The following is a 24,269-nucleotide window of genomic DNA, read 5'->3' on the forward strand; positions in this document are numbered from 1 at the left end:
GTGAAATGTGTGGATCCGCTGAAGTCTCTTGCTGACGCGGAGCGCAAACCGTACTGGCTGGACCGGCCGGATGTGCCGGACCCGATGCCGCCGCTCACCGGCGGCACCACCGCCGACCTCGCCGTGGTCGGCGGGGGATTCTCCGGACTGTGGACCGCGCTGCTGGCGAAGGAGCGCGACCCTTCGCTCGACGTGGTCCTGGTAGAGGGCCATCGGATCGCCTGGGCCGCCACCGGCCGCAACGGCGGCTTCTGCGAGGCGAGCATCACGCACGGGCTCGCCAACGGTCGCGAACGCTGGCCCGACGAGATCGCCGTCCTAGAGCGGCTCGGACGGCAGAACCTCACCGAGATCGAGGAGTCGATCCGCCGCTACGGCATCGACTGCTCGTTCACGCGGACCGGCGGGCTGCGGGTCGCCACCCAGGAATGGCAGCTCGCCGCGCTGGACGAGGACGCCGCGGCGTACGCCGAGCTCGGCCTCCGGGTCGACCGGCTCGACCGGGACCAGGTGCGGGCCGAGCTCGACTCCCCCACCTACCTGGGCGGGCTGTGGGACCGCGACGGGGTCGCGACCGTCGACCCCGCACGGCTCGCCTGGGGGCTGCGGGACGCCTGCCTCCGGCTCGGCGTGCGGATCTACGAGTACACGCCGGTGCGCGCGGTGCGGGACGCCGGCGGCCTGCTGGAGCTCGTCACCCCGGTCGGCATCGTCCGGGCGCGGCGGGTGGCGCTCGGCACCGGCGTGTTCCCGCCGCTGCTGCGGAGGCTGAAGTGGTTCGTGGTTCCGGTGTACGACTACGCGCTGATCACCGAGCCCTTGCCCGAGGCGAGGCTCGCGGAGATCGGCTGGCGGAACCGGCAGGGCATCGCCGACTCCGGCAACCAGTTCCACTACTACCGGCTCACCGATGACAACCGGATCCTGTGGGGCGGCTACGACGCCGTCTACTACAGCGGGGGCCTGATCAAGGCGGAGTACGACCAGCGGGACGCCACGTTCGAGAAGCTGGCGCGGCACTTCTTCGAGACCTTCCCCCAGCTGGAGGGCGTGCGGTTCACCCACCGCTGGGGTGGCGTCATCGACACGTGCAGCAGGTTCTGCGCCTTCTTCGGCACCGCCTTCGGCTCACGCCTCGCCTACGCGGTCGGGTACACCGGGCTGGGCGTGGGCGCCACGCGGTTCGGGGCGAACGTGATGCTCGACCTGCTCTCCGGCAGGGAGACCGAGCGCACCCGGCTCCGCATGGTGCGGGAGAAGCCGCTGCCGTTCCCGCCCGAGCCCTTGCGCTCCGGCGTCATCCAGCTCACCCGGTGGTCGATCGCCCGGGCGGACGCCCACCAGGGCAAGCGCAACCTGTGGCTGCGCACCCTGGACGCGATGGGCCTCGGGTTCGATTCCTGATCCCTCCGTTTCCGGTTCCGGCGCGGCCGTGGCGGGATGCCCGGCGGCGGGGACGTGCGCCCCGCCGCGCCCGCCCGGCCGCGCCGCCCTACCGGCGCAGTGGCGGCCACCGGGATGGCGCTTGACGACGTCCCCGTCCGGGCGCATTCTTAACTTACTCGTTCTAGAACAAGGTGGTTATTAATGGCGACAGACCGGCTGAGCCTGGTGTTCGGAGCGCTCGCCGATCCGACCCGCCGGGCGATCCTGACCCGGCTGGCCAAGGGCGACGCGACCGTCGGCGATCTGGCGGCCCCGTTCGACATGTCCCAGCCCGCGATCTCCAAGCACCTCAAGGTGCTGGAGAAGGCCGGTCTCATCTCCCGCATCCGCCGGGGAACCGCGCGGCTCAGCCATCTGGAGGCGCGGCCGCTCTACGAGGCCAGCGCCTGGCTGGCGCGTTACCAGAGGTTCTGGGACGAGAGCCACGAGCGGCTCGACGCGCTGCTCGAGGAGCTGCAGGAGGACGAGCCGGACCGCGCCGGCGCGGCCCGGGAGAGGGGAGAGGACGATGGGTGAGACGCGCATCACCGCGGAGCCCGGCCAGCCGCTGATCACGATCGAGCGGGAGTTCGCCGCCCCGCGCGACCTGGTGTTCCGCGCCTACACCGACCCGGAGCTGCTCGTGCGGTGGCTCGGCCCGCGCGAGCTGACCACGACCGTCGACTACTACGAGGTCCGCGACGGCGGCCGGTGGCGCTACGTCCAGCGCGACCCCCAGGGCAACGAGTACGGCTTCCACGGGGTCTTCCACGGCACCCCGTCGCCGGACCGCACCGTGCAGACCTTCGAGTTCGAGGGCGCGCCGGGCACGGTCTCGCTGGAGACGCTGACCATGGAGGAGCGCGGCGGCCGGACGCTGGTGCGCACGGTCGTCGGCTACCAGTCGGTCGAGGCCCGGGACGCCGTGATCACCGCCGGGATGGAGCACGGTCTCCGCGACTCCCATGAACGCCTGGCGGAGCTGCTCACCGGGCTGCGAGGCTGAGCACCCGCACGGCGGGCGGGCCGGCGCCCCCGGCCCGCGGGCGGGCGGGGCGGTCCCGCTCAGCCCGCCAGCCAGCGGACCGGGTTCTCCCGGGTGATCAGCCGGATGGTGCCCTCGCCGACCCCCGCGTCGCCGAGCGCCGGGATGAGCGTGTCGAACAGCCGGCCGTACCCGTGCCCGCCGTACCCGGCGAGGTGGTCCCGCCGGGAGACGCCGCTGCTGAGCAGCACCCGCTCGCCGTGCCCGGCCTCGAGCAGGGCGAGCACGTGCTCGGCCTCCCGCACGCTCACGTACGCGCCGGTCTCGGCGATCTTCCGCTGGGCCGGGACGTCGGCCGCGACCCCGCAGAGCCGGTGCGGCGGCACACCGTGGGAGAGGAGGAGCTCCAGCGGCTCCATGCCGTGCGCGACCACCGGGAGCCCGCTCCGGCGCGCGGCGCGGGCCGCGGCGAGGATGGCGCGCTCCTCCGCCTTGGTCGGCGCCTCGCCCCAGCAGGACGCCACGATCAGCCCCGGCCGCACCCCGGAGCCGTCGAAGCCCGCCCCGATCTCGCGGAGCAGGCCCGCGGTGAGGTCGTCCAGCCCGCACGGCCGGATCAGCTCCGCGGAGAACGGCTCGGGGGCGAACCCGGTCGCGGCGACCACCGGGACCCGGCAGGCCGAGGAGATCCGGACCAGGGCGGCCGGATCACGCCCCATGCCGAGGCAGGTGTGCTCGACCACCAGGCCGAGGCCGTGCTCCAGGCCGAGATCCCGGATCTCGGCGACGACGTACCGCTCCTCGTCGAGCCAGCGGTGGGGATCGGAGGGCACGCCGATCCCCCAGCGGGTGTCGGTGCGCAGGTGCTCGTGGGGGAGGATCGGGCCGGTCACCTCCGAGGCGGGCACCGCCCCGGTGACGGTCTGGATACGGGGGAAAGACGCGCCGAGCATAAGGGGACATTAACTGATTCCGTTCTGAGGGCCGCTCGCCCCCTCGCATTCCGTGCGCGCCACCCCGCGCGCCCCGCGGACGGTCCGGCGCGGTGCCGGCTCCCGGTCCGATGGGGTGCCGGCTCCCGGCCTGATGGGCGCAGGCTCCCCGTGCCCGGCGCCGGGCCCGCTCGCGGGGGCAGGGGCGGCGGCCGCCGGGCTCGCGGGCCGGCGCGCCGGCCGCGGCGGCGCACCGGCCTCCCGGGCCCGCCTTCCGGGCGCGCGCCCGACGGGGTCAGCTCATGGTCTTGCCGCCGTTGACCGCGATCCGCTGCCCGGTGATGAACCGGGCCGCGGGCGAGGCGAGGAACGCCACCGCCTCGGCGACGTCGAGCGGCGCGCCCATCCGGCCGAGCGCGACCCCGTGCAGGTACTCCTGGAACGCCTCGGGCGGGGTGCCCGCGTGGCGCTCCACCGGGATCCAGCCGGGCTCCACCGTGTTCACGGTGATCCCGTACGGCCCGAGCTCCCGCGCCCAGGACCGGGTGAGCCCGTGCATGGCGGCCTTGGCGGCCACGTAGTGCCCGAACTCGGGGTTGCCCAGGTCGGTCACCTCGCTGCCGATGTTGATGATCCGCCCGGAGCCGGCCTCCTTCATGCCGGGCAGCACGGCCTGCAGGATGAGCAGCGGGGCCTTGACGAAGAACCGGAGCTGCCGGAGGTGGTCCTCCCAGGTCTGCTTCTCCACCGGGATGAACGGTTGCGGGCCGGTGGCGTTGTTGACCACGACGTCGACCCGCCCGAGCTCGGCGATGCCCTGCCGTACGGCCTCCTCGTCGGTGACGTCGAACCGGGCCAGGCGGGCGGAGTGGCCGCGGGCGGTGATGCGGTCGACGACGGCGGACGCACCGGCCGTGTCGTGGGCGTAGTTGACGGCGACGTGCCAGCCGTCGGCGGCGAGCCGCTCGGCGATGGCGGCTCCCAGGCCGCGCGACGCGCCGGTGACGAGTGCGGTGCCCATGGGCGCCTTTCTGATCAGCGGACGGTCCTGGACGGCCGCTCACCGGACGCCCCGCCGGCGCCGCGCGGGTTGCGGCCGGTTCCCGGGGGACGGGCGCGCGTGGCGCCGGGCGCGGAGAGGGGGAGCGGGACGGGAACGGCGGACGGATCACCCTGGGCCGGCGGAGGCCGCGGCCTCGCCGCGCCCGGGCGCGGCTAGCCGAGGGAGGCGGTGGCGAGCTTGATCCCGAAGCCGAGGAAGAGCGCCCCGACCCCCGTGGAGAACCCGGCGCTGAGCCGGCGGCCGCGCCGGAACCGCTCGGCGATGTACGAGCCGCCGAAGATCAGCACGGTGAGGTACGTGAAGCTGCAGAGCTGCAGGATCAGCGCGAGGATCAGGAACGACAGCGCCGGGGCGCTGTAGGACGGGTCCACGAACTGCACGAAGAAGGCGACGAAGAACAGGATCGCCTTGGGGTTGAGCAGGCTGATCGTGAGCGCGGTCCGGAACGGGCTCCGGCCGCTCCGCGCCTGGGCGTGCTCGGGCAGCGCCTGGGCGGCGGCCTTGCCGCGCCAGGTCTTCCAGGCCGCGCGCAGCAGGCCGAGGCCGATCCAGGCGAGGTAGCCGGCCCCGAGGTACTTCACGATCATGAACAGCCACGGCGTGGACTTCAGCAGCGAGGCGGCCCCGGCGGCGGAGAGGAACATGAGCACGCCGTCCCCGACGAAGACCCCCATGGCCGCGCGGTAGCCCGCCTTGACGCCGTGCCGGGCGGCGGTGGAGAGCACGTACAGAGAGTTGGGCCCGGGCAGCAAGATGACCAAGATCGTCCCGGTGATATAGGCCCAGATGTTGGTGATCCCGAAGAACATCCCAGATCCCCCTTGAGCGGCGGGTATCACGATATAGCAGCCGGTCACGGCCGGACATCGGATATCCGCCCCGCCGTGGCCCGGCCATGTGGAGGGCCGAAATCTCCTATTGACCGAGTTAGGAATGTAGGAAATATGCTGAGCGCATGACACTCTGGAAGCCGGACCCCACGTTCTATCCCTCCCCAAGGGACGCCGCCGCCGCGCCCCCGGAGAAGCTCGCCTACGTCGCGGCCTTCGACCGGTCGGCCCAGCGCCCGGACGCGCTCGTGGTGCTCGACACCGACCCGGCCTCCCCGACGTACGGCAAGGTCGTCGGTTGGACGGACCTTCCGTACACCGGAGACGAGCTCCACCATTTCGGGTGGAACGCCTGCAGCAGCTCACTGTGCCCCTACGCCCCGCACCCGCACGTGGAGCGGCGCTACCTGATCGTGCCGGGCCTCCGCTCCTCCCGGATCTACGTCTACGACACCAAGGATCGGGTCAGCCCCGAGCTCGTCAAGATCATCGAGCCGGAGGAGTTCGGCAAGCGCACCGGATACTCCCGGCCGCACACCGTCCACTGCGGCCCCGAAGGCCTCTACGTCTCCGCGCTCGGCGGGTGGGAGTCGGACGGCCCGGGCGGCATCGCCCTGCTCGACCACACGTCGTTCGAGGTGCTCGGCCGGTGGGAGGTCGACCGCGGGACCCAGCACCTCGCCTACGACTTCTGGTGGCACATCAACCACGACGTGCTCGTCAGCTCGGAGTGGGGCACGCCGTCGATGATCGAGAACGGCGTGGTCGGCGAGCTGCTGCTCGGCCGCAAGTACGGCCACCGGCTCCACTTCTGGGACCTGCGCAAGCGCAAGCACATCCAGGAGGTGGACCTCGGCGACCAGTACCAGATGCCGCTCGAGCTGCGCCCGGCCCACGACCCGACCCAGACGTACGGGTTCGTCGGCGTCGCGATCAGCGTCGAGGACCTGTCCGCCTCGGTGTGGGTCTGGTACCGGGAGGGCTCCCGCTGGGAGGCGCGCAAGGTCATCGACATCCCGGCCGAGCCCGCGTCGCCCGACGAGCTGCCCGACATCCTCAAGCCGTTCGGCGCGGTGCCGCCGCTCGTCACCGACATCGACCTGTCCGTGGACGACCAGCGGCTCTACGTGTCGTGCTGGGGCACCGGCGAGATCAAGCAGTTCGACGTGTCGGACCCGTTCAAGCCGGTGGAGCTCGGCTCCATCCGCCTGGGCGGCATCGCCCGCCGGACCCCGCACCCGGCGGTCCCCGACCTCCGGCTCGGCGGCGGGCCGCAGATGGTCGAGGTCAGCCGGGACGGCCGCCGGGTCTACGTGACCAACTCGCTCTACGGGGCTTGGGACGACCAGTTCTACCCCGACGGGGTGGGCGCCTGGATGGCGAAGATCGACGCCGAGTCGTTCACCCTCGACGAGCGGTTCTTCCCGCACGGTGACGACTTCCGCGGGCTCCGCCCGCACCAGACCCGGCTGCAGGGCGGCGACGCGTCCTCCGACTCCTACTGCTACCCGTGACCCTCGCCGCCGTCATCCTGCTCGGAGTCTTCCACGGCATCAACCCGGCCATGGGCTGGTTGTTCGCCGTGGCCCGCGGGCTGCAGGAGCGCAGCCGCGACCTGCTGCTGCAGTCCCTGCCGGTGATCGCGCTGGGGCATCTCGGCTCGGTGGCGCTGGTGGTCGTCGTGGTCACCCTCACCGGGTCGCTGGTCACCGGCACCACCCTGAGCATCGTGTGCGGGCTGGTGCTCGTCGGATTCGGGCTGTGGCGGCTGCTCGCCAAGCGGCACTTCCGCTGGGTGGGCATGCGGCTGTCGCTCCCGCAGCTCGCGGCCTGGTCGTTCCTCATGTCGTCGGTGCACGGCGCCGGGCTGATGCTGCTGCCCGTGCTCACCGGCATGCCGGCGGCCGGGCATCACGGCCACGCCATGTCCGGCGGCCTGCTCGTCGCCGGGATCCACACCCTGGCGATGTTCGTGACGGCCACGGTCATCGCCGTGATCGTCTACGAGATCGTGGGCGTGGCCATCCTCCGGAAGGCCTGGTTCAACCTCGACCGCATGTGGGCCTTCGCCCTGATCGGGGCGGGCGTCTTCTCGCTCGTCGGCGCGGTGTGAGCCCTCCCGCGCCGGCGTGATGCGCTCCCGCGGGCCCGGTCCCGCCCGGGCCCGCGGCCGCAATCCACGGCGGACGGTCCTGTGGCCCCGGCGCTCGCCGGACCGCTCGCACCGCCGCGTCCGTTTCCCCGCCTCCACCGCGCTTCCGCCCGGCGGCCCGCGCTTCCGCCCGGCGGCCCGCCCTTCCGTCCGGCGGCCCGCCCGCCGGAGGCCCGCTCCCTGTTCATCCTCTTCATCCTCATCCGTTTCTCCGCCGTACCCGTGCCGGGCTCGGCCGCCCGGCACGCTCCCATCCCCACCGGCCCCGGGCTCCGCGATCGGTCTCCGGCGCCGATCACGCCGCCCCGCCGGGTCCGCACCGCCGTGGCGGCCGCCCGGATCCCGGTTCGCCGCCCGGCCTCCGCCGGTGAGATCCGCTCTTGCCGCGCGCCCCGGCCGGAGTTAGCATCCGGCTAACTCTTAGGAAACTTTCCTTTTAGAATCCCCGGGAGCGCGCATGAGAGGACCGCTCGGCCTCGGCGTGGCCGCCGCCCTCGTCCTGTCCGGCCTGTTCACCGGCACGGCGCACGCCGAAAACCTCGTCACCAACCCCGGGTTCGAGTCAGGGCTCTCCGGATGGACGTGCTCGCCCGCCTCCGGGGCGCAGGCCGTCTCCAGCCCGGTGCACGCCGGGTCGCGGGCGCTCGCGGCGACGCCGACCTCGAGCGACCACGCCCGCTGCGAGCAGACGATCAGCGTCCGGCCGTCGACGACCTACACGCTCTCGGCCTGGGTCCGGGGGAACTACGTCTTCCTCGGGGCCACCGGCGACCAGGTGAACGCGCAGACCTGGGCCTCGCCCGGCAGCGCGTGGACCCGGCTGACCACCTCGTTCACCACCGGGCCGTCCACCGGCAGCGTGACCGTCTACCTGCACGGCTGGTACGGCCAGGGCACCTACCACGCCGACGATGTCGAGCTCGACGGCGGGCACCCCGCGCCCTCGCCGTCGCCGAGCCAATCGCCCTCGCCCGGCGAATCGCCGTCGCCGTCCCCCTCGGTGCCGCCGAGCCCGTCACCGTCCCCCTCGGCCTCGCCGTCGCCCGGCACCCCGCCCGCGGGGGAGATCACGTTCGCGCCGTACATCGACATCACCATGCCCACCCCGTCGCTCACCGACGCGTACCAGGCGACCGGGGTCAAGCACTACACGCTGGCGTTCGTGCTGGGGGACAGCACCGGCTGCAACCCGTCCTGGGGCGGCACGATCCCCATCGACGACCCGCGGATCATCAACGACGTCCGGGCGCTCCAGGCCAGGGGCGGGCAGGTGATCGTGGCGACCGGCGGCGCGCTCGGGCCGTACCTGGAGCACGTGTGCGCCACCCCGGCCGCCCTGCTCGCCGCGTATAAGAAGGCGCTCGACACCGTCGGCACCAACCACCTCGACGTGGACATCGAGGCCTCCATCGACGCCCACAAGGTCAACACCGCGCTCAAGCAGCTCCAGGACGAGCGGGGCACCACGATCAGCTACACGCTCCGGGTGCAGGGCCAGGACTACGGGGTCGATCCGTTCTCGGTGCAGATCCTCCAGGACGCCGCGGCCAAGGGCCTGGAGGTCCTGGTCAACCCGATGCTGATGAACTTCGGCCACACCGGGAACTGGGGCGAGGCCATGGTCTCCGCCGCCGAGGCGACCCTCGGCCAGATGCGGGAGATCTGGCCCGGCAAGAGCGAGGCCCAGCTCAAGCGGATGCTCGGGCTCACCCCGATGATCGGCAGGAACGACACCGGCCCGATCACCACCCAGGCCGACGCCCGCACGCTCCTCTCTTACGCGCAGGCCAACCACGTGGGGCGGATCGCGTTCTGGTCGGTCGGCCGCGACAACGGCGGCTGCCCGGACGGCACGCTCTCCCCGACCTGCAGCGGCATCGCGCAGTCCCCGTACGAGTTCACCCGGATCTTCGCGGCGTACACCGGCTGACCCCGCGTCGCGCGCCCGCGCGGTGACGCCGCGGGGCCGCCACGGCCGATCCCTTCCCCCGTCCGGCCAGGCACCGCCGCCCGGCGGTGCTCCGCCGCGCCGTACCCGAGGGGCGGGTGCGCCGCCCGCCCCTCGGCCGTCCCCTTTCCCCCGAACCCGAGTGAGGAAGCGATGAGACACCGGTTACGCAGCGGCCGGCGCCTCCGCCCGGCCATGGCCCTCCTGGCCGCCCTCGCCCTGGCCCTCACCGGCCTCACCGCCGGGGCCACCGCGGCCTCCGCCACGGCCGCCGGGAGCCGGGCGGTCGCGCAGGCCTACCCGGCGTGGGCCCCGTACACCTGGTACGCCGTCGGGGCGCGGGTGACCCACGACGGCGTCGACTACGAGTGCATCCAGGCGCACACCTCGCTGCCCGGCTGGGAGCCGCCCGTCGTGCCCGCCCTGTGGCGGCCGATCTCCGGAGGCTCGCCCGGCCCGAGCCCGAGCCCGAGTCCGCAGCCCGGCGTCCCGGGCAAGCCCGGCAAGCCGACCGTCACCGCCACCACGAACTCGTCGATCTCGCTCTCCTGGGCGGCCTCGAGCGGGACGGTCACCGGATACCGCGTCTACGAGGGCGGCACCGTGGTGGCCACGGTGAGCGGGACCAGCGCGGTCATCTCCAACCTGGGCGCCTGCACCACCCACACCTACACCGTGCGGGCGTACAACTCCGCGGGCGAGTCGCAGCCGAGCGACCCGGTGACCGCCACCACCGGCGGGTGCAGCGGGGGAGGCGGCAAGCTCCCCGGCGCGCCCTACCTCTACCTGGGCTGGGGCGACCCGCCGAACCCGGTCACGGTGATGAACGCGACCGGGGTCAAGCACTTCACCATGGCGTTCATCCTCTCCGGTGGCGGGTGCACCCCGGCGTGGGACGGGTACCGGCCGCTGCACGGCGGCCCGGACGCCGCGGCGATCTCGCAGATCAAGGCCGCCGGCGGTGACGTGCAGATCTCCTTCGGCGGCTGGCAGGGCAACAAGCTCGGCCCGAACTGCGCCACCCCCGAGGCCTTCGCCGCCGCGGTCCAGCAGGTGATCGACGCCTACCGGCCGGCCGCCGTCGACTTCGACATCGAGAACATCGACGAGTTCGAGAACGAGGTCGTCCAGGACCGGATCCTGCGCGGCCTGAAGATCGTCAAGCAGAACAACCCGAACGTCAAGGTGATCATCACCTTCGGCACCGCCGTCACCGGGCCGAACTACTGGGGGACCCGCCTGATCAACCAGGCCAAGGCGTTCGGGGTGGACATCGACAACTACACGATCATGACCTTCGACTTCGGCGGCGGCCCCGACATGTACCAGAGCACGGTCCAGGCGGCCGAGGGCCTGAAGAACGCGCTCAAGGCGGCGTGGGGCTGGTCGGACGCCACCGCCTACGCCCGCATGGGGATCTCCGGCATGAACGGGCTGTCCGATCAGCACGAGCTGACCACGGTGCAGGCCTGGACCCAGATCCGGGACTGGGCCAAGTCGAAGGGTCTCGGGCGGCTGGCCTTCTGGTCCGTCAACCGCGACCGCGGCTGCCCCGGCGGCGGCGTGGTCTCCCACTGCAGCGGCATCGCGCAGAACGACTGGGACTTCACCCGGGTGACCGCGGGGTTCTGAGCTCCTGAGACCCGGCCCGGATCAGGCGGCCGGCCGGCGGGGAATCGTCACCCGTCGTGCCGGCCGCCGTTCCGTGTCGGCGCGAGCAGGCCGATCAGCATGCCCACGACCATCGCCACGGCGAGGGTGATCCACAGCCGAGTCTTCATGGACGTCTCCTCTTTGCTACGGTGCGTAGGAATGCTACTGCGGAGCGTGATGGAGTGGGTGTGATTGACGTAATTTCTCCCCCCAAGTCGGCACCACGTGCGTTTGTCGGGCAATCTTGACTGCACCATGGACCACGCAATCCCAGTCGGGCTCATCCTCATCACCGGTGTCGTCCTCGCCATCGTGGCGCAGCGCAAGGGCTGGCAGCCCTCGCTCGCGGTCACCCTGGCGGCCGGCATCGGCGTCCGCGTGCTGATCCTCGTGCTCGCCGCGGTGGACAGCTGGCAGCCCGTCGACTACGCGCGAAGCTTCCGGCCGGCCGGGGAGGCCATCCTCAACCACCGCGACCCGGTGCTGGAGAGCAACGGGGGATGGCACTTCCTGCCGATGATCCCGTACTGGTACGGCCTGCTGCTCTGGATGGGCATCCCCTGGGAGTTCGCCGGGCGGCTGGTCACGGTCGTCTGCGACATCGTGCTCATCCCGCTGGTGGGCAAGCTCGCCGGCCCGCCGAACGAGCGGCTGCGGGCCTTCCAGTACGCCTGCAACCCGCTCGCCATCCTGGTCGCGTCCGTGCACGGGCAGGTCGAGCCGGTCTCGCTGGTCTTCGCCGTGGCCGCGTTCGTCGTGGCCCGCGGCCCGGGCGGCTGGCGGCGCCCGGAGCCGCTGCCGTGGCTGCGGCCCCGGGAGCTCGTGCGCCGCTTCACCCACCCGCTGGAGGAGGACCGCGGCGCGACCTCCCGGGCGTTCTGGGCCGGCGTGCTCATGGGCCTCGCGCTGTCCGCCAAGAGCTGGCCGGTGATCCTCGTGCCGGCCCTGCTGATGTTCCTGCCGGGCCTGCGCTCCCGGGTGATCTCCGTCGTCGCGATCGGCGTGCCGCCGGTCCTCCTGCTGCTCTCGCTGCCGCTCGGAGGCTGGACCGCCTGGGAGCAGCTCCCCGAGGTGCTGAAGATCATCGGGCTGCGGCCGGGCGACGTCCGGCCGATCACCGGTGACTGGGGATGGACCGCCGTGCTCAACGGCGGCGAGTGGGTCCTCAACCCCACGGCCGCCAAGATCGGCCAGTACATGATCTACGCCGCGACGCTGGCGTGCCTGTACTGGTGGCGGAAGGCCGACCCGATCGACGTGTCGATCGCCATCCTGCTCGCCTTCATGATCTTCACCCCGCGGCTGGGGGCGCAGTACCTGCTGTGGTTCATGCCGTTCCTGGTCGCCCGGCCGACCCGGTGGGCGTGGCCCACGATCATCGGGTGCTCCCTCTGGGCGGCTGTCGGATATCTCGTGCTCACCCAGTTCCCCGGCGTCACCTGGTACCGGCTCCACTCGCCCTGGGCGATCAGCTCGGTCGTCCTGTTCCCGCTGATCATCGCGGCGATGCCGTGGCGCAGGAGAGAGGCCGAGGAGAGCGGGCCGGACGCCATCACCGCCCGCCCGGCCGCGGCGCCCACGCAGTGACGGGGCCCTAGCCGCGGCCGGTGGCCGTGGCGCGGACCGCGGTCACCGGACCGCCGTGCCGTACCGCGGGCGAGGCGGTCGTGCGCGGTGCGGCCCGCGCCTCGCCCGGCGGGGCCCAGGTTCACCGCGGCGTCGCCACACGGCGCGCGAAGGCGGCCCGCGCCGGCGGGTACGGCGCGGCCGGTACGGGCCGGCCCGCCTTCGCCATCGGAGGCCGGACCGGGCGGACAGCTCCCGGGCCGTCACGATCGTCCCGCCCGGCAGGGTCACTTGGTGAGCGCCTCGGCGCGGCGCCTCGCCTCGTCGCAGACGCCGCGCGGGCTACGGGCGGTGCGCCGTGATCTGTCCGGAGTCGGCCGCCCGCCCCTCCCCGGGATCGGGCGTGGTGGGTCCCGGTCCGGGGTCGGATTCCGGCCCGGGTCCGGGCCGCTGCCCGGGCCGCTCGGCCTCGCCGCCGCCCGGGCCGTGCTGCGGCGGCCGGGTATCCTCCGGCGGTCCGGCCGGAGCGGGCACTTCCCCGGAGACAAGGGCGGCCGCCCACTTGCCGCGGGGATCGCTGTCGATGAGCAGGGCGCGGACGAGCAGGCTCAGCGGGATCGCGAGCAGGGCGCCGAGCGGTCCCAGCACCCAGGTCCACATGATCAGCGACACGAAGGTGGCGGTGGTGGAGAGCCCCACCGCGTCGCCCAGGAACTTCGGCTGGATGAACGACTGGACCACGACGTTGATCACGACGTAGGCGACGATCACCAGCAGCATCGTCCGCGGGCCGCCCTCCAGCAGCCCCAGCAGGGCCGGCGGGGCGAGCCCGAGGATGAAACCGATGTTCGGGATGTAGTTCGTGATCAGCGCCAGCACGCCCCACAGCAGGGGGAGCGGCACCCCGAGCACGTACAGCGCGGCCACGTCGAGGATCGCGCAGATCAGGCCGAAGATGGTGGAGACGATCAGGTAGCGGCGCGTCTTGTCCGTGAACGAGGTGAGCGCCTGGGCGAGCGCCGGCCGCTCCGGGGCGATCGCCGCGATGACCCGCGAGAACATCGGGGCGTCGAGGCACATCGCGAGCAGCAGCACGACGATCAGGAACAGGCTGGAGAGCACCCCGACCAGGCTGCTGAGCACGCTCTGCGCCAGCTCGATGATCTTGCCGGGGTCCAGGGATGAGAGCACCTTGTTGAGCTGCTCGCTTCCGTACCCCCGCTCGGCCGCCCACCGCTGCAGGTCGGTGAGCATCGCGGTGACCTGGTCCGCGTAGGTGGGGGCCAGGATGGCGAGCTGCGCGGCCGCCAGGCTCAAGATCGCGATCATGCTCAGCAGCACGAGCAGGACCACGACCAGTGGGATCGCGATCTGCATCCAGACCGGGGCCTTGCGCCGGGCGAGCCACTCACGGAGCGGCGAGACCGCGATGACGAGCGTCAGCGCCAGCACGATCGGCCCGATGATAGACGACACCGCGTGGATCCCCGCCAGCGTGATCACCGCGGCGGCGGCGCCGACCAGGACGACCAGGGCGCGAGGCATTCCCGGTTGCCGAACCATCCCCCATTCCTACCCTGTTCCGAGGATCTCGCAAGCCGGCCCGGCGTCCCGGCGCGGCATCGAGGCCGGCGTCCTGGCCTCGTACCGGCGGAGCGGGCTCCCCGCGCGGGCGAGCCCGGCCGGGGTGCGCGGTGCAGCCGGGCGACACCGTGGCGGGCTCCTCATGCGGGGGAGCCCGGCCACCGCAGCCCCCTCATTCTTCACGAGGCCGCGCGCTTCCCGAGGCGCGTCACCTCACCGATCGAGAGATCGCGCCGGGCCGGCACCGTGCGCTCCGGCCTGGCGGCGGATGGCGGGGGACGCGCGGGAGCTCGGGTCCGGAGCCCACGGGCCGCGGATTCCGCCCCCGGCGCCGGCCCGCGCGCCAGGGGAATCCTCCGTCCGCGCCGCCGTGCACGACCACCTCCGAAACCCTGGTATCTTCTTTTGCCGCGAGGAGACGCGGCGGCGCTCCGAAGGCCGGCGATCACCTCCCGGAGCTCCCGGGATCAGACGGTAATCGACCGGGCTAAAATGGAGATAGCCGCGAGTCCTCCCTCAGCAGTGAGGGTGGAGACGGCGCCGTCCGATCGGCGGATCGCCCACCGGGCCCAGAGGGTGCGGCCGGGAATACCGCGCGACGGACGACGTTGAACCTCGAGGGTATCCGCGGACCGCCGATGAGGTAGGATGCGGAACCCGCCTTGCCACGCGTGAGACATCGCCCCACGGACGATGTCAGGGAAACGCGAGAGACGAGGTAACATACCTCGCGCGGATCACCGGAGTACGCGAAACGGACACACCGCAACGGTGTGCACCGCGGAGCGGACCCGATGAGAAGCGCGCCGGTGGCAAAAGCAGCCGCCGGACCGGGATAAGATACCTCCCCGGAACCGGGCCTCGGAAGAGGCGACGGGGACGGCGGAGACGCCCGCAGCTTGAGAACTCAACAGCGTGCCCTGTGTTACGAGACCTCGACTGGAGAGTTTGATCCTGGCTCAGGACGAACGCTGGCGGCGTGCTTAACACATGCAAGTCGAGCGAGGACCGCACCTTCGGGTGTGGAGCCGAGCGGCGAACGGGTGAGTAACACGTGAGCAACCTACCCCTGGCACCGGGATAGCCCCGGGAAACTGGGATTAATACCGGATACGACCACTTCCCGCATGGGATGGTGGTGGAAAGGTTCCCCCTTGTGGGGTTCCGGCCAGGGATGGGCTCGCGGCCCATCAGCTAGTTGGCGGGGTAACGGCCCACCAAGGCGATGACGGGTAGCCGGCCTGAGAGGGCGGTCGGCCACACTGGGACTGAGACACGGCCCAGACTCCTACGGGAGGCAGCAGTGGGGAATCTTGCGCAATGGGCGGAAGCCTGACGCAGCGACGCCGCGTGGGGGATGAAGGCCTTCGGGTTGTAAACCTCTTTCAGCAGGGACGAAGTTGACGTGTACCTGCAGAAGAAGCGCCGGCCAACTACGTGCCAGCAGCCGCGGTAATACGTAGGGCGCGAGCGTTGTCCGGAGTTACTGGGCGTAAAGGGCTCGTAGGCGGCTTGTCGCGTCGGCTGTGAAAGCCCACGGCTCAACCGTGGAATTGCAGTCGATACGGGCAGGCTAGAGGGCGGCAGAGGGGAGTGGAATTCCCGGTGTAGCGGTGAAATGCGCAGATATCGGGAGGAACACCGGTGGCGAAGGCGGCTCCCTGGGCCGTCCCTGACGCTGAGGAGCGAAAGCGTGGGGAGCGAACAGGATTAGATACCCTGGTAGTCCACGCCGTAAACGTTGGGCGCTAGGTGTGGGGATCTTTTGTGATCTCCGTGCCGTAGCTAACGCATTAAGCGCCCCGCCTGGGGAGTACGGCCGCAAGGCTAAAACTCAAAGGAACTGACGGGGGCCCGCACAAGCGGCGGAGCATGTTGCTTAATTCGATGCAACGCGAAGAACCTTACCAGGGCTTGACATGCTGGGAAATCCCGCAGAGATGCGGGGTGCCTTCGGGCGTCCAGCACAGGTGGTGCATGGCTGTCGTCAGCTCGTGTCGTGAGATGTTGGGTTAAGTCCCGCAACGAGCGCAACCCCCACCCTATGTTGCCAGCGGGTTATGCCGGGCACTCATGGGGAACTGCCGGGGTCAACCCGGAGGAAGGCGGGGATGACGTCAAGTCATCATGCCCCTTATGCCCTGGGCTGCAAACATGCTACAATGGCCGGTACAATGGGCTGCGATCCCGTGAGGGTGAGCGAATCCCCAAAGCCGGTCCCAGTTCGGATCGGGGTCTGCAACTCGACCCCGTGAAGTCGGAGTCGCTAGTAATCGCGGATCAGCAATGCCGCGGTGAATACGTTCCCGGGCTTTGTACACACCGCCCGTCACGTCCTGAAAGTCGGCAACACCCGAAGCCGGTGGCCTAACCCCCTTTTTTGGGGGAGGGAGCCGTCGAAGGTGGGGCTGGTGATTGGGACGAAGTCGTAACAAGGTAGCCGTACCGGAAGGTGCGGCTGGATCACCTCCTTTCTAAGGATGAAATTCGTCGCGCGCGAGCGCGGCGCACGCCATGCGAAAGCGTGGCGAAATCACTCTCGAATGCGAGGTCCGGGGATCTTCCCCGGGCGCGGGCACGCTGTTGGGTTCTGAGGGTGCGGGCGTGCACCCGGATGAAGCTTGAGAACTGCATAGTGGGTGCGAGCATCGTGTAGTCAAGTTACTAAGGGCACACGGTGGATGCCTTGGCACCAGGAGCCGATGAAGGACGTGGGAGCCTGCGATAAGCCTCGGGGAGCCGGCTACCAGGCGTTGATCCGGGGATTTCCGAATGGGGGAACCTGGCCCGAGTTGTGTCGGGTCGCCGCCGTCTGAACGCATAGGACGGTTGGTGGGAACGCGGGGAAGTGAAACATCTCAGTACCCGCAGGAAGAGAAAGCAATCGCGATTCCCTGAGTAGTGGTGAGCGAAAGGGGAAGAGGCTAAACCGGTGGCGTGTTAAAGCCGGCAGGCGTTGCGTTACCGGGGTTGTGGGACGCTCCTTTGCAGTCTCTGCCGGGGCTGCGGGCAGTGAGAAATCGGTGGGATAGCCGAACGCTCTGGAATGGGCGGCCGTAGACCGTGAGAGCCGGGTAGGCGAAATCTTGCCGACTGCCTGGGGGTGTTCCCGAGTAGCACGGGGCCCGAGGAATCCTGTGCGAATCTGCCAGGACCACCTGGTAAGCCTAAATACTCCCTGGTGACCGATAGTGGACGAGTACCGTGAGGGAAAGGTGAAAAGCGCCCCGGTGAGGGGTTGTGAAATAGTACCTGAAACCGTGTGCCTACAAGCCGTGGGAGCTTGGCAGCGCCCTTTGGGTGTTGTCGTGATGTGACCGCGTGCCTTTTGAAGAATGAGCCTGCGAGTTGACGTGCGTGGCGAGGTTAACCCGTGTGGGGGAGCCGTAGCGAAAGCGAGTCTGAATAGGGCGTTGAGTCGCGTGCGTCAGACCCGAAGCCGGGTGATCTACCCGTGGGCAGGGTGAAGCTCAGGTAAGACTGGGTGGAGGCCCGAACCCACCAGGGTTGCAAACCTGGGGGATGACCTGCGGGTAGCGGTGAAAAGCCAATCGAACTCGGTGATAGCTGGTTCTCCCCGAAATGCATTTAGGTGCAGCGTCACGTGGTCCTTGCCGGAGGTAGAGCACTGGTTGGCCGATGGGCCCTCACAGGTTACTGAGGTCAGCCAAACTCCGAATGCCGGTAAGTGTGAGCGTGGCAGTGAGACCGCGGGGGATAAGCTTCGTGGTCGAGAGGGAAACAGCCCAGATCACCGGCTAAGGCCCCGAAGCGTGTGCTGAGTGGGAAAGGATGTGAAGCCGCTGTGACAGCCAGGAGGTTGGCTTAGAAGCAGCCATCCTCTAAGGAGTGCGTAATAGCTCACTGGTCTAGTGGTTTTGCGCCGACAATGTAGCGGGGCTCAAGCACACCGCCGAAGCCGTGGCGTCTTCCGCGTGTGCGGGGGACGGGTAGGGGAGCGTCGTGCGGCGGGTGAAGCGGCGGGGTGACCCAGCCGTGGACGCCGTGCGAGTGAGAATGCAGGCATGAGTAGCGTTTCAGAAGTGAGAAACTTCTGCGCCGGATGACCAAGGGTTCCTGGGGCAGGTTGATCCGCCCAGGGTAAGTCGGGACCTAAGGCGAGGCCGATAGGCGTAGTCGATGGGCAACGGGTTGATATTCCCGTACCCGCCGTGGCGCGTTCTGCCGCTTCGGTGGCAGGTAAGCGATGGGGGGACGCAGGAAGGTAGCCCATCCCAGGCGGTGGTTGTCCTGGGGTAAGCATGTAGGGTGCGGGGTAGGCAAATCCGCCCCGTGTTAAGCCCGAGATGCGATGCCGAGCCGATTGTGGCGAAGTGGGTGATCCTCTACTGCCGAGAAAAGCCTCTAGCGAGCGCTATGGCGGCCCGTACCCTAAACCGACTCTGGTGGTCAGGTAGAGAATACCGAGGCGTTCGGGCGAACCGCGGTTAAGGAACTAGGCAAATTGCCCCCGTAACTTCGGGAGAAGGGGGGCCTCTGCTGGTGTAGGCACGTGCTGCCGAAGCTGGTGGGGGCCGCAGAGAATAGGCCCAGGCGACTGTTTACTAAAAACACAGGTCCGTGCGAAGTCGTAAGACGAAGTATACGGACTGACGCCTGCCCGGTGCCGGAACGTTAAGGGGACGGGTTAGCGGCCTTTCGGGGTTGCGAAGCTCGGAACCTAAGCGCCGGTAAACGGCGGTGGTAACTATAACCATCCTAAGGTAGCGAAATTCCTTGTCGGGTAAGTTCCGACCTGCACGAATGGCGTAACGGTCTGGGCACTGTCTCAACCGCGGACCCGGCGAAATTGCACTACGAGTAAAGATGCTCGTTACGCGCAGCAGGACGGAAAGACCCCGGGACCTTCACTGCAGCTTGGCATTGGCGTTTGGAATGGCTTGTGTAGGATAGGTGGGAGACTGTGAAGCGGGCACGCCAGTGTCCGTGGAGTCGCCGTTGAAATACCACTCTGGCTGTTTCGGACGTCTAACCCGGGTCCCTTATCGGGATCGGGGACAGTGCCTGGTGGGTAGTTTGACTGGGGCGGTTGCCTCCTAAAGGGTAACGGAGGCGCCCAAAGGTCCCCTCAGCCTGGTTGGAAATCAGGCGTTGAGTGTAAGGGCACAAGGGGGCTTAACTGTGAGACCGACGGGTCGAGCAGATGCGAAAGCAGGGCCTAGTGATCCGGCGGTGGCGAGTGGAAGCGCCGTCGCTCAACGGCTAAAAGGTACCCCGGGGATAACAGGCTGATCATCCCCAAGAGTCCATATCGACGGGATGGTTTGGCACCTCGATGTCGGCTCGTCGCATCCTGGGGCTGGAGTAGGTCCCAAGGGTTGGGCTGTTCGCCCATTAAAGCGGTACGCGAGCTGGGTTTAGAACGTCGCGAGACAGTTCGGTCCCTATCCGCTGCGCGCGTAGGAGACTTGAGGGGGGCTGTTCCTAGTACGAGAGGACCGGAACGGACGAACCTCTGGTGTGCCAGTTGTGCCGCCAGGTGCACGGCTGGTTGGCTACGTTCGGTTGGGATAACCGCTGAAAGCATCTAAGCGGGAAGCCCGCCCCGAGATGAGGTCTCCCTCCGGGTGAACCGGGTAAGGCTCCCAGTAGATGACTGGGTTGATAGGCCGGTGGTGGAAGCGCGGTAACGTGTGGAGCCGACCGGTACTAATAAGCCGAGAGGCTTGACTTCACATGCACGCACCCACTATGGGGTTCTCAAGCGGCCGGAAACGCCGTCCTCACCTGAAGGCTTGCCGCTATCCCGCGTCGAGCAGGTGAATTCCGAGCTCCGCGGATACGGTAAAATAGGTTTCGCCACGGTGGCCATAGCGGAAGGGAAACACCCGGTCACATTCCGAACCCGGAAGTTAAGCCTTCCAGCGCCGATGGTACTGCACCCGGGAGGGTGTGGGAGAGTAGGTCGCTGCCGGGCGTCATCTTCACAAGCGGGAGGCCGTTCCCACCCGATGGGAGCGGCCTCCCGCTTTTTCGTGTCTCCCGCTCCGGTCATCTGCGGCGTGGGTCCACCGCGGCCGCCCGGAGCAGCGGGTCGACCCGAGCGGGTATCTGTGTGGAGAGCGCGATCATGGTGTCGGTCCGGTGCACGGCCGGCGAGGAGAGGATCCGGGAGATGATCTCCTGCAGGTGGGGCGTGCTCTGCGCCACCACCCGGCAGAGCAGGTCGGCGTGGCCGCTGGTGCCGTACACCTCGAGGATCTGAGGGATCTCGTTCAGCGCCTCCACCGCCTCGGGCAGCCGGCCCTGGGCGATCTGCAGGGAGACGAACGCGAGGATCGGGTACCCGATCGCCTCGGGGTCGATCGTCGGGCCGAAGTCACGGATCACCCCGCGCGCGGTCAGCTTCTCCAGCCGGGATTGGACGGTCCCCCGGGCGACACCGAGCAGCCGGGCCAGCTCGGTCAGCCCGATCCGGGGGTGGGCGCGCATCGTGATCAGCAGGCGGGCGTCCAGGGCGTCGAGCATAGGGCGAGGGTAGGTCCGGCTGGTCGAATCGACCAGTCTTCGCCCGCAGATCGCCGCGAAGTTGAGCGTTCTGTGCACACAAACTGGTCACTCTTGTCAGCGAATCCACTACTTGTTGTGATATCGACCATGTTCGAGGAGGCCCAGTACTTCGCCCCGGTCGCGACGAAGGACGACGGGTCCGTCGTCGTCGAGCTGGCCAAGAGCCACCCCGGGTTCGCGGACGAGACCTACCGTCGGCGGCGCAATGAGATCGCCGCCCTCGCCCTCGCCTACCGCCCTGGCGACCCGCTCCCCACCGTGGAGTACACGGACGAGGAACACCGGGTCTGGGCGCTCGTGTCCAAGGAGCTCGCGGTGAAGCACCGCCGGTACGCGATCCGCGAGTTCCTCGAGGCGGCCGAGCGGCTCGCCCTGCCGAAGGACCACGTGCCGCAGCTTTCCGAGGTCACCGAGCTGCTCGAGCCGATCACCGGGTTCCGGTACGTGCCGGCGGCCGGGCTGGTGCCGCTGCGGCAGTTCTACGGCTCCCTGGCGGACGGCGTGTTCCACTCCACCCAGTACGTGCGGCACCACACCGTGCCGTTCTACACGCCGGAGCCGGACATCATCCACGAGGTCATCGGCCACGCCAACACCCTGGCCTCGCCCCGGCTCGCCGAGCTGTACCGTCTCGCCGGCCAGGCGGCACGCCGGGTGGAGACGGAGGACGCCCTCGAGTTCGTCTCCAAGGTCTTCTGGTTCACGCTCGAGTTCGGCGTGATGCGGGAGGACGGCGAGACGAAGGCGTACGGCGCGGGCATCCTCAGCTCCTACGGCGAGATCGAGGAGTTCCAGAAGATGGACATCCGGCCGCTCGACATCGCCGCGATGGGCACGACCACCTACGACATCACCAAGTACCAGGAGGTGCTCTACGAGGCCGCCTCGCTCGACCAGCTCGAGGACGTGGTGGGCACGTTCTGGGCGACCTGCGACGATGACTCGATCGCCCGGCTCGTCCGGGAGGCGGACGGGCGGTAGCGCCCTTGGAGACCCGTTGCGGCGGGCCGTCCGCTGCGGGAGGTGCGGGCGGAGCCGGCCACCGCGTCAGGCGGTGCGCGGCCCCGGGCTCCGGCGATCACGCCTCGTCTCCGGACGGTCCGCCGCATGGGACCGCAGCCATGCGTCGGTCTGGCGGGCCCGCTGGACGAACTCCTGCGCCGAATTCGCCTCGATGTAGATGAGCGCGCCGTCCCGGCGGCGGCGCATCCCCCAGTAGCGCCTCGTCGCCTCGCCCCACCAGATGGTCCACGCGGGGAAGCGCGCGGCGAGCGCGCGCACCACCTCGGCCGGGCTTATCTGCGGTTCTCTCGTCGTCTGCACAGAGTGAAGACAAGCACGATTCGCACCGTGCGCGCGAGTGCACGGAACGTAGCCAAGTGGCAGGTTTCTTCCACCCGGGGAGGCAGTTCTACCTTCGGGTATGCCGTGGTTGGACCGACAGGGTGCGCAAAGCGTCCTGAAACGGTCCGCCCGTGCGCGGACCGAGTTCTCGCGAACCCGCCGTCCCGCCTCACCTGCGGAGCCGTGTCCCGGCTGACCTGAAACAGCCCCGCCTCGCTCGCCTGAAGGCACCGCCCCCGCTCACCTTGAAGAGCCCGGTCCCCGCTCGCCTGAAGGCACCGCCCCGGCTCACCCCTGCAGAGCCCCATCACCTCACATGCGGAGCCCTGGCCCGCCTCCCCGGAGAGCGTCAGCCCGCCTCATCCGGAGCGCGCGAGCGCGGGCCTGAGCACGGCCCGCCCAGGCCGAGCGAGCCCCGGCCTGGGGTTCCACCGGCACCGTGGCGAGGTGAGGGCCTCACGCAGCCCGAGGACTCACCGGCCGGCACCGCGGCCGCGCGCAGGCCCCGCCGGCTCGCCGGGCGGGCCCGCCCGGCTCGGCTCCCCGCGGGACGGCGCCCGGCCGAAGGGCGGCGCGGCCGCCCGCGGGGTTTCCCTCGCTCAGCCGCGCTCGTTCCGGAACGTCTCCAGCGCGAGCAGGGCGACGTGCAGGGAGAGGCACGACTCCACGTCGTCCAGATCGGTCCCGAGGATCCGCTCCAGCCGGCGTAACCGGTCGTAGAACGCGGGGCGGGACAGGTGCGCCCGCTGCGCGGCGACCGCCTTGTTCCGCCCGGAGTCCAGGTAGATGCGGAGGATCTTGGTGAGGTCGCCGTTCCGCTGCGCGTCGTACGCGAGCAGCGGGCCGAGCTCCCGCTCGGCGAACGTCTGCAGCCGCGCGTCGTCCCGGAGCAGGTGGAGCAGGCCGCGCAGCCGCAGGTCGGGCAGGCGGTAGTACGGTCGTCCGTCGGGCTGGCGCACCGCCACCTCGGCGACCTGCTCGGCCTCGAGGAAGCTGCGCCGTACGTCCTTGAGCGACTCGACCACGGAGCCGGCGGCGAGCACGAACGAGGCGGGGAGCACGGCGCGGAGCCGCTCGGAGAGCGTGCCGAGCACGTTCTCGGCGGAGGCGCGGGGCGGGAGCGGGATGAGCATGCCGACCCGGTTCTGATCGAGTGTGCCGACGAGGGCGGGCAGCTTGCCCTCACGGCACGCGGCGGCCGCGGCCTCGGCCAGCTCGCCGAGCCGGGCCTGCTCGCCGAGCGCGGTCCCGCCCGAGGTGATCGGCCGGATCACCGCGCTGAGCAGCCTGCGCCCGGTGAGGGGAACCCCGAGCGCCCGCGCGCGGGCGGCGGCCTCGTCCGGGTCGGAGTAGGCGTGGCTGAGGATGCCGGAGAGGACCGTCCCGTGCGCCTGCCGTTCCAGTGACTCCTGGTGCCGTTCGAGCAGCCGGCTGAGGGCGAGGGTGGTGGCCGCCCGTTCGGCGAGCACGATGTCCCGCGGGCTCGGCGGGCCCTCACAGAAGAGGATCAGCCGGCCCCAATCCTGTCCCCGCGCGCCCACCATGGTGACGAGCCACCCCGAGGCCGCGTCGTAGGCGGTCCGTTCACCCGGGGAGACCGCCCGGGACCGGGTCTCCCAGTTGGCGAGGAGCGCCTCGGTCTCCTGGCCGGCGGGGTCGCAGGCGAGCACCTGGTGGGCGAGGTTCTCCAGCAGGACGGGCCGCCCGGAGAAGCGGGCCACCTGGGCGAGCACCTCCGCCGGGGAGGCGCCTTCGACGGAGAGCTCGGTGAAGACGTCGTGGAGCTGTTTGGAGGCGCGCAGCTCCTCGAGCTGGATGTCGATGATCCGTTCGTGGACCGACTCGGTGATCTGGACGAACGGGGTCTCCCTGGAGAGGGTGATCAAAGGGAGCCCGTGCTCCTCGGCCGCCTCGACGATGGCCGGCGGCAGCTCCCGCACGAACCTGCGTCCCAGCTCCACGATGAGCCCGGCGGCGCCGACGGCGGCCAAGTCCGCGACGTACTGGACCAGCTTCGCCGGGTCGTCGGGCAGCGCGACGCCCGTGGTGAGCACGAGTTCGCCACCGCGCAGCAGCTGCGCGATGTCGTAGATCTCGCCCACGTGAACCCAGCGCACTCTGGTGTCCAGCCGGTCGGCGCCGGCGACGACGCGAGGATCCCCCCGGCGGACCGCATCGAGAGCGAGCACGTCGGCGACGGTGGGAAGCATGCACCGAGGCTACCTGATCAGGTTGTAAGCATGTAAAGCCGCTCCC

General features: G+C 70.0%; 16 protein-coding genes and 3 rRNA genes. 12 read left to right on the top strand and 7 right to left on the bottom strand.

The window, feature by feature from the left end:
• The first annotated feature begins 9 nt into the window (after window positions 1–9).
• From TBIS_RS05060 to TBIS_RS05070, 3 genes are all read left to right on the top strand, one after another.
• Entirely contained in the window at window positions 10–1,404 is a 1,395-nt protein-coding gene (locus tag TBIS_RS05060) for an NAD(P)/FAD-dependent oxidoreductase (protein ID WP_013131269.1), read from the top strand.
• A gap of 183 nt (window positions 1,405–1,587) precedes the next feature.
• The gene (locus TBIS_RS05065; RefSeq protein WP_013131270.1) at window positions 1,588–1,962 is read left to right on the top strand and encodes an ArsR/SmtB family transcription factor; all 375 of its coding nucleotides are present in this window, start codon (window positions 1,588–1,590) and stop codon (window positions 1,960–1,962) included.
• Window positions 1,955–2,431, top strand: coding sequence for an SRPBCC family protein (locus tag TBIS_RS05070; protein WP_013131271.1), 477 nt, complete (start codon window positions 1,955–1,957; stop codon window positions 2,429–2,431). Before TBIS_RS05065 ends, TBIS_RS05070 begins: the two co-directional genes overlap by 8 nt.
• A gap of 59 nt (window positions 2,432–2,490) precedes the next feature.
• Here the strand turns inward: TBIS_RS05070 and TBIS_RS05075 are convergent, their stop codons facing one another.
• From TBIS_RS05075 to leuE, 3 genes are all read right to left on the bottom strand, one after another.
• The gene (locus TBIS_RS05075) at window positions 2,491–3,363 is read right to left on the bottom strand and encodes a phosphotriesterase family protein (protein WP_013131272.1); all 873 of its coding nucleotides are present in this window, start codon (window positions 3,361–3,363) and stop codon (window positions 2,491–2,493) included.
• Window positions 3,364–3,637: 274 nt separating this feature from the next.
• Window positions 3,638–4,363, bottom strand: a complete 726-nt coding sequence (locus TBIS_RS05080) for an SDR family oxidoreductase (protein ID WP_013131273.1) — start codon at window positions 4,361–4,363, stop codon at window positions 3,638–3,640.
• A gap of 194 nt (window positions 4,364–4,557) precedes the next feature.
• On the bottom strand, window positions 4,558–5,214 hold the full coding sequence (gene leuE, locus TBIS_RS05085; RefSeq protein ID WP_013131274.1) for a leucine efflux protein LeuE: 657 nt from the start codon (window positions 5,212–5,214) through the stop codon (window positions 4,558–4,560).
• Between the two features lie 146 nt (window positions 5,215–5,360).
• On the opposite strand from leuE, the gene TBIS_RS05090 reads away from it, so the two are divergent.
• The 5 genes from TBIS_RS05090 to TBIS_RS05115 all read left to right on the top strand — a co-directional run bounded on the left by TBIS_RS05090 (window position 5,361) and on the right by TBIS_RS05115 (window position 12,575).
• Window positions 5,361–6,749: a selenium-binding protein SBP56-related protein gene (locus TBIS_RS05090; protein WP_013131275.1), complete on the top strand. Its 1,389-nt coding sequence runs from the start codon at window positions 5,361–5,363 to the stop codon at window positions 6,747–6,749.
• Complete coding sequence (locus TBIS_RS05095; protein ID WP_013131276.1) at window positions 6,746–7,348, top strand: hypothetical protein; 603 nt, start codon at window positions 6,746–6,748, stop codon at window positions 7,346–7,348. The genes TBIS_RS05090 and TBIS_RS05095 overlap by 4 nt, the downstream gene beginning before the upstream one ends.
• A 496-nt stretch (window positions 7,349–7,844) precedes the next feature.
• The gene (locus TBIS_RS19730) at window positions 7,845–9,317 is read left to right on the top strand and encodes a carbohydrate binding domain-containing protein (RefSeq protein WP_013131277.1); all 1,473 of its coding nucleotides are present in this window, start codon (window positions 7,845–7,847) and stop codon (window positions 9,315–9,317) included.
• A gap of 171 nt (window positions 9,318–9,488) precedes the next feature.
• A complete protein-coding gene (locus TBIS_RS05110) occupies window positions 9,489–10,967 on the top strand; it encodes a carbohydrate-binding protein (protein WP_013131278.1) in 1,479 nt (492 codons plus the stop codon).
• A gap of 276 nt (window positions 10,968–11,243) precedes the next feature.
• Window positions 11,244–12,575, top strand: coding sequence for a hypothetical protein (locus TBIS_RS05115; protein ID WP_013131280.1), 1,332 nt, complete (start codon window positions 11,244–11,246; stop codon window positions 12,573–12,575).
• A 321-nt stretch (window positions 12,576–12,896) separates the two neighbouring features.
• On the opposite strand, the gene TBIS_RS05120 is transcribed toward TBIS_RS05115, so the two are convergent.
• A complete protein-coding gene (locus tag TBIS_RS05120; protein WP_242384312.1) occupies window positions 12,897–14,099 on the bottom strand; it encodes an AI-2E family transporter in 1,203 nt (400 codons plus the stop codon).
• 975 nt (window positions 14,100–15,074) lie between these two features.
• Here TBIS_RS05120 and TBIS_RS05125 point away from each other — a divergent pair.
• From TBIS_RS05125 to rrf, 3 genes are all read left to right on the top strand, one after another.
• A 16S ribosomal RNA gene (locus TBIS_RS05125) occupies window positions 15,075–16,612 on the top strand.
• A gap of 180 nt (window positions 16,613–16,792) precedes the next feature.
• Window positions 16,793–19,833 (top strand): 23S ribosomal RNA (locus TBIS_RS05130).
• Window positions 19,834–19,959: 126 nt separating this feature from the next.
• Window positions 19,960–20,076 (top strand): 5S ribosomal RNA (rrf, locus tag TBIS_RS05135).
• Together the 16S, 23S and 5S rRNA genes form the textbook arrangement of a ribosomal RNA operon.
• A 74-nt stretch (window positions 20,077–20,150) precedes the next feature.
• Here the strand turns inward: rrf and TBIS_RS05140 are convergent.
• Window positions 20,151–20,627: an Lrp/AsnC family transcriptional regulator gene (locus TBIS_RS05140; protein ID WP_013131282.1), complete on the bottom strand. Its 477-nt coding sequence runs from the start codon at window positions 20,625–20,627 to the stop codon at window positions 20,151–20,153.
• Window positions 20,628–20,756: 129 nt separating this feature from the next.
• On the opposite strand from TBIS_RS05140, the gene TBIS_RS05145 reads away from it, so the two are divergent.
• Window positions 20,757–21,650, top strand: a complete 894-nt coding sequence (locus tag TBIS_RS05145; protein ID WP_013131283.1) for a phenylalanine 4-monooxygenase — start codon at window positions 20,757–20,759, stop codon at window positions 21,648–21,650.
• Between the two features lie 66 nt (window positions 21,651–21,716).
• Here the strand turns inward: TBIS_RS05145 and TBIS_RS05150 are convergent, their stop codons facing one another.
• Together TBIS_RS05150 and TBIS_RS05155 are read right to left on the bottom strand one after the other, a co-directional pair.
• The gene (locus TBIS_RS05150) at window positions 21,717–21,992 is read right to left on the bottom strand and encodes a hypothetical protein (protein ID WP_013131284.1); all 276 of its coding nucleotides are present in this window, start codon (window positions 21,990–21,992) and stop codon (window positions 21,717–21,719) included.
• Window positions 21,993–22,612: 620 nt separating this feature from the next.
• Window positions 22,613–24,223 (bottom strand): PucR family transcriptional regulator, encoded by a 1,611-nt coding sequence (locus TBIS_RS05155; protein ID WP_013131285.1) that lies wholly within the window; start codon window positions 24,221–24,223, stop codon window positions 22,613–22,615.
• Window positions 24,224–24,269 lie beyond the last annotated feature (46 nt).

It is taken from the genome of Thermobispora bispora DSM 43833, assembly GCF_000092645.1.
GTDB lineage: Bacteria > Actinomycetota > Actinomycetes > Streptosporangiales > Streptosporangiaceae > Thermobispora > Thermobispora bispora.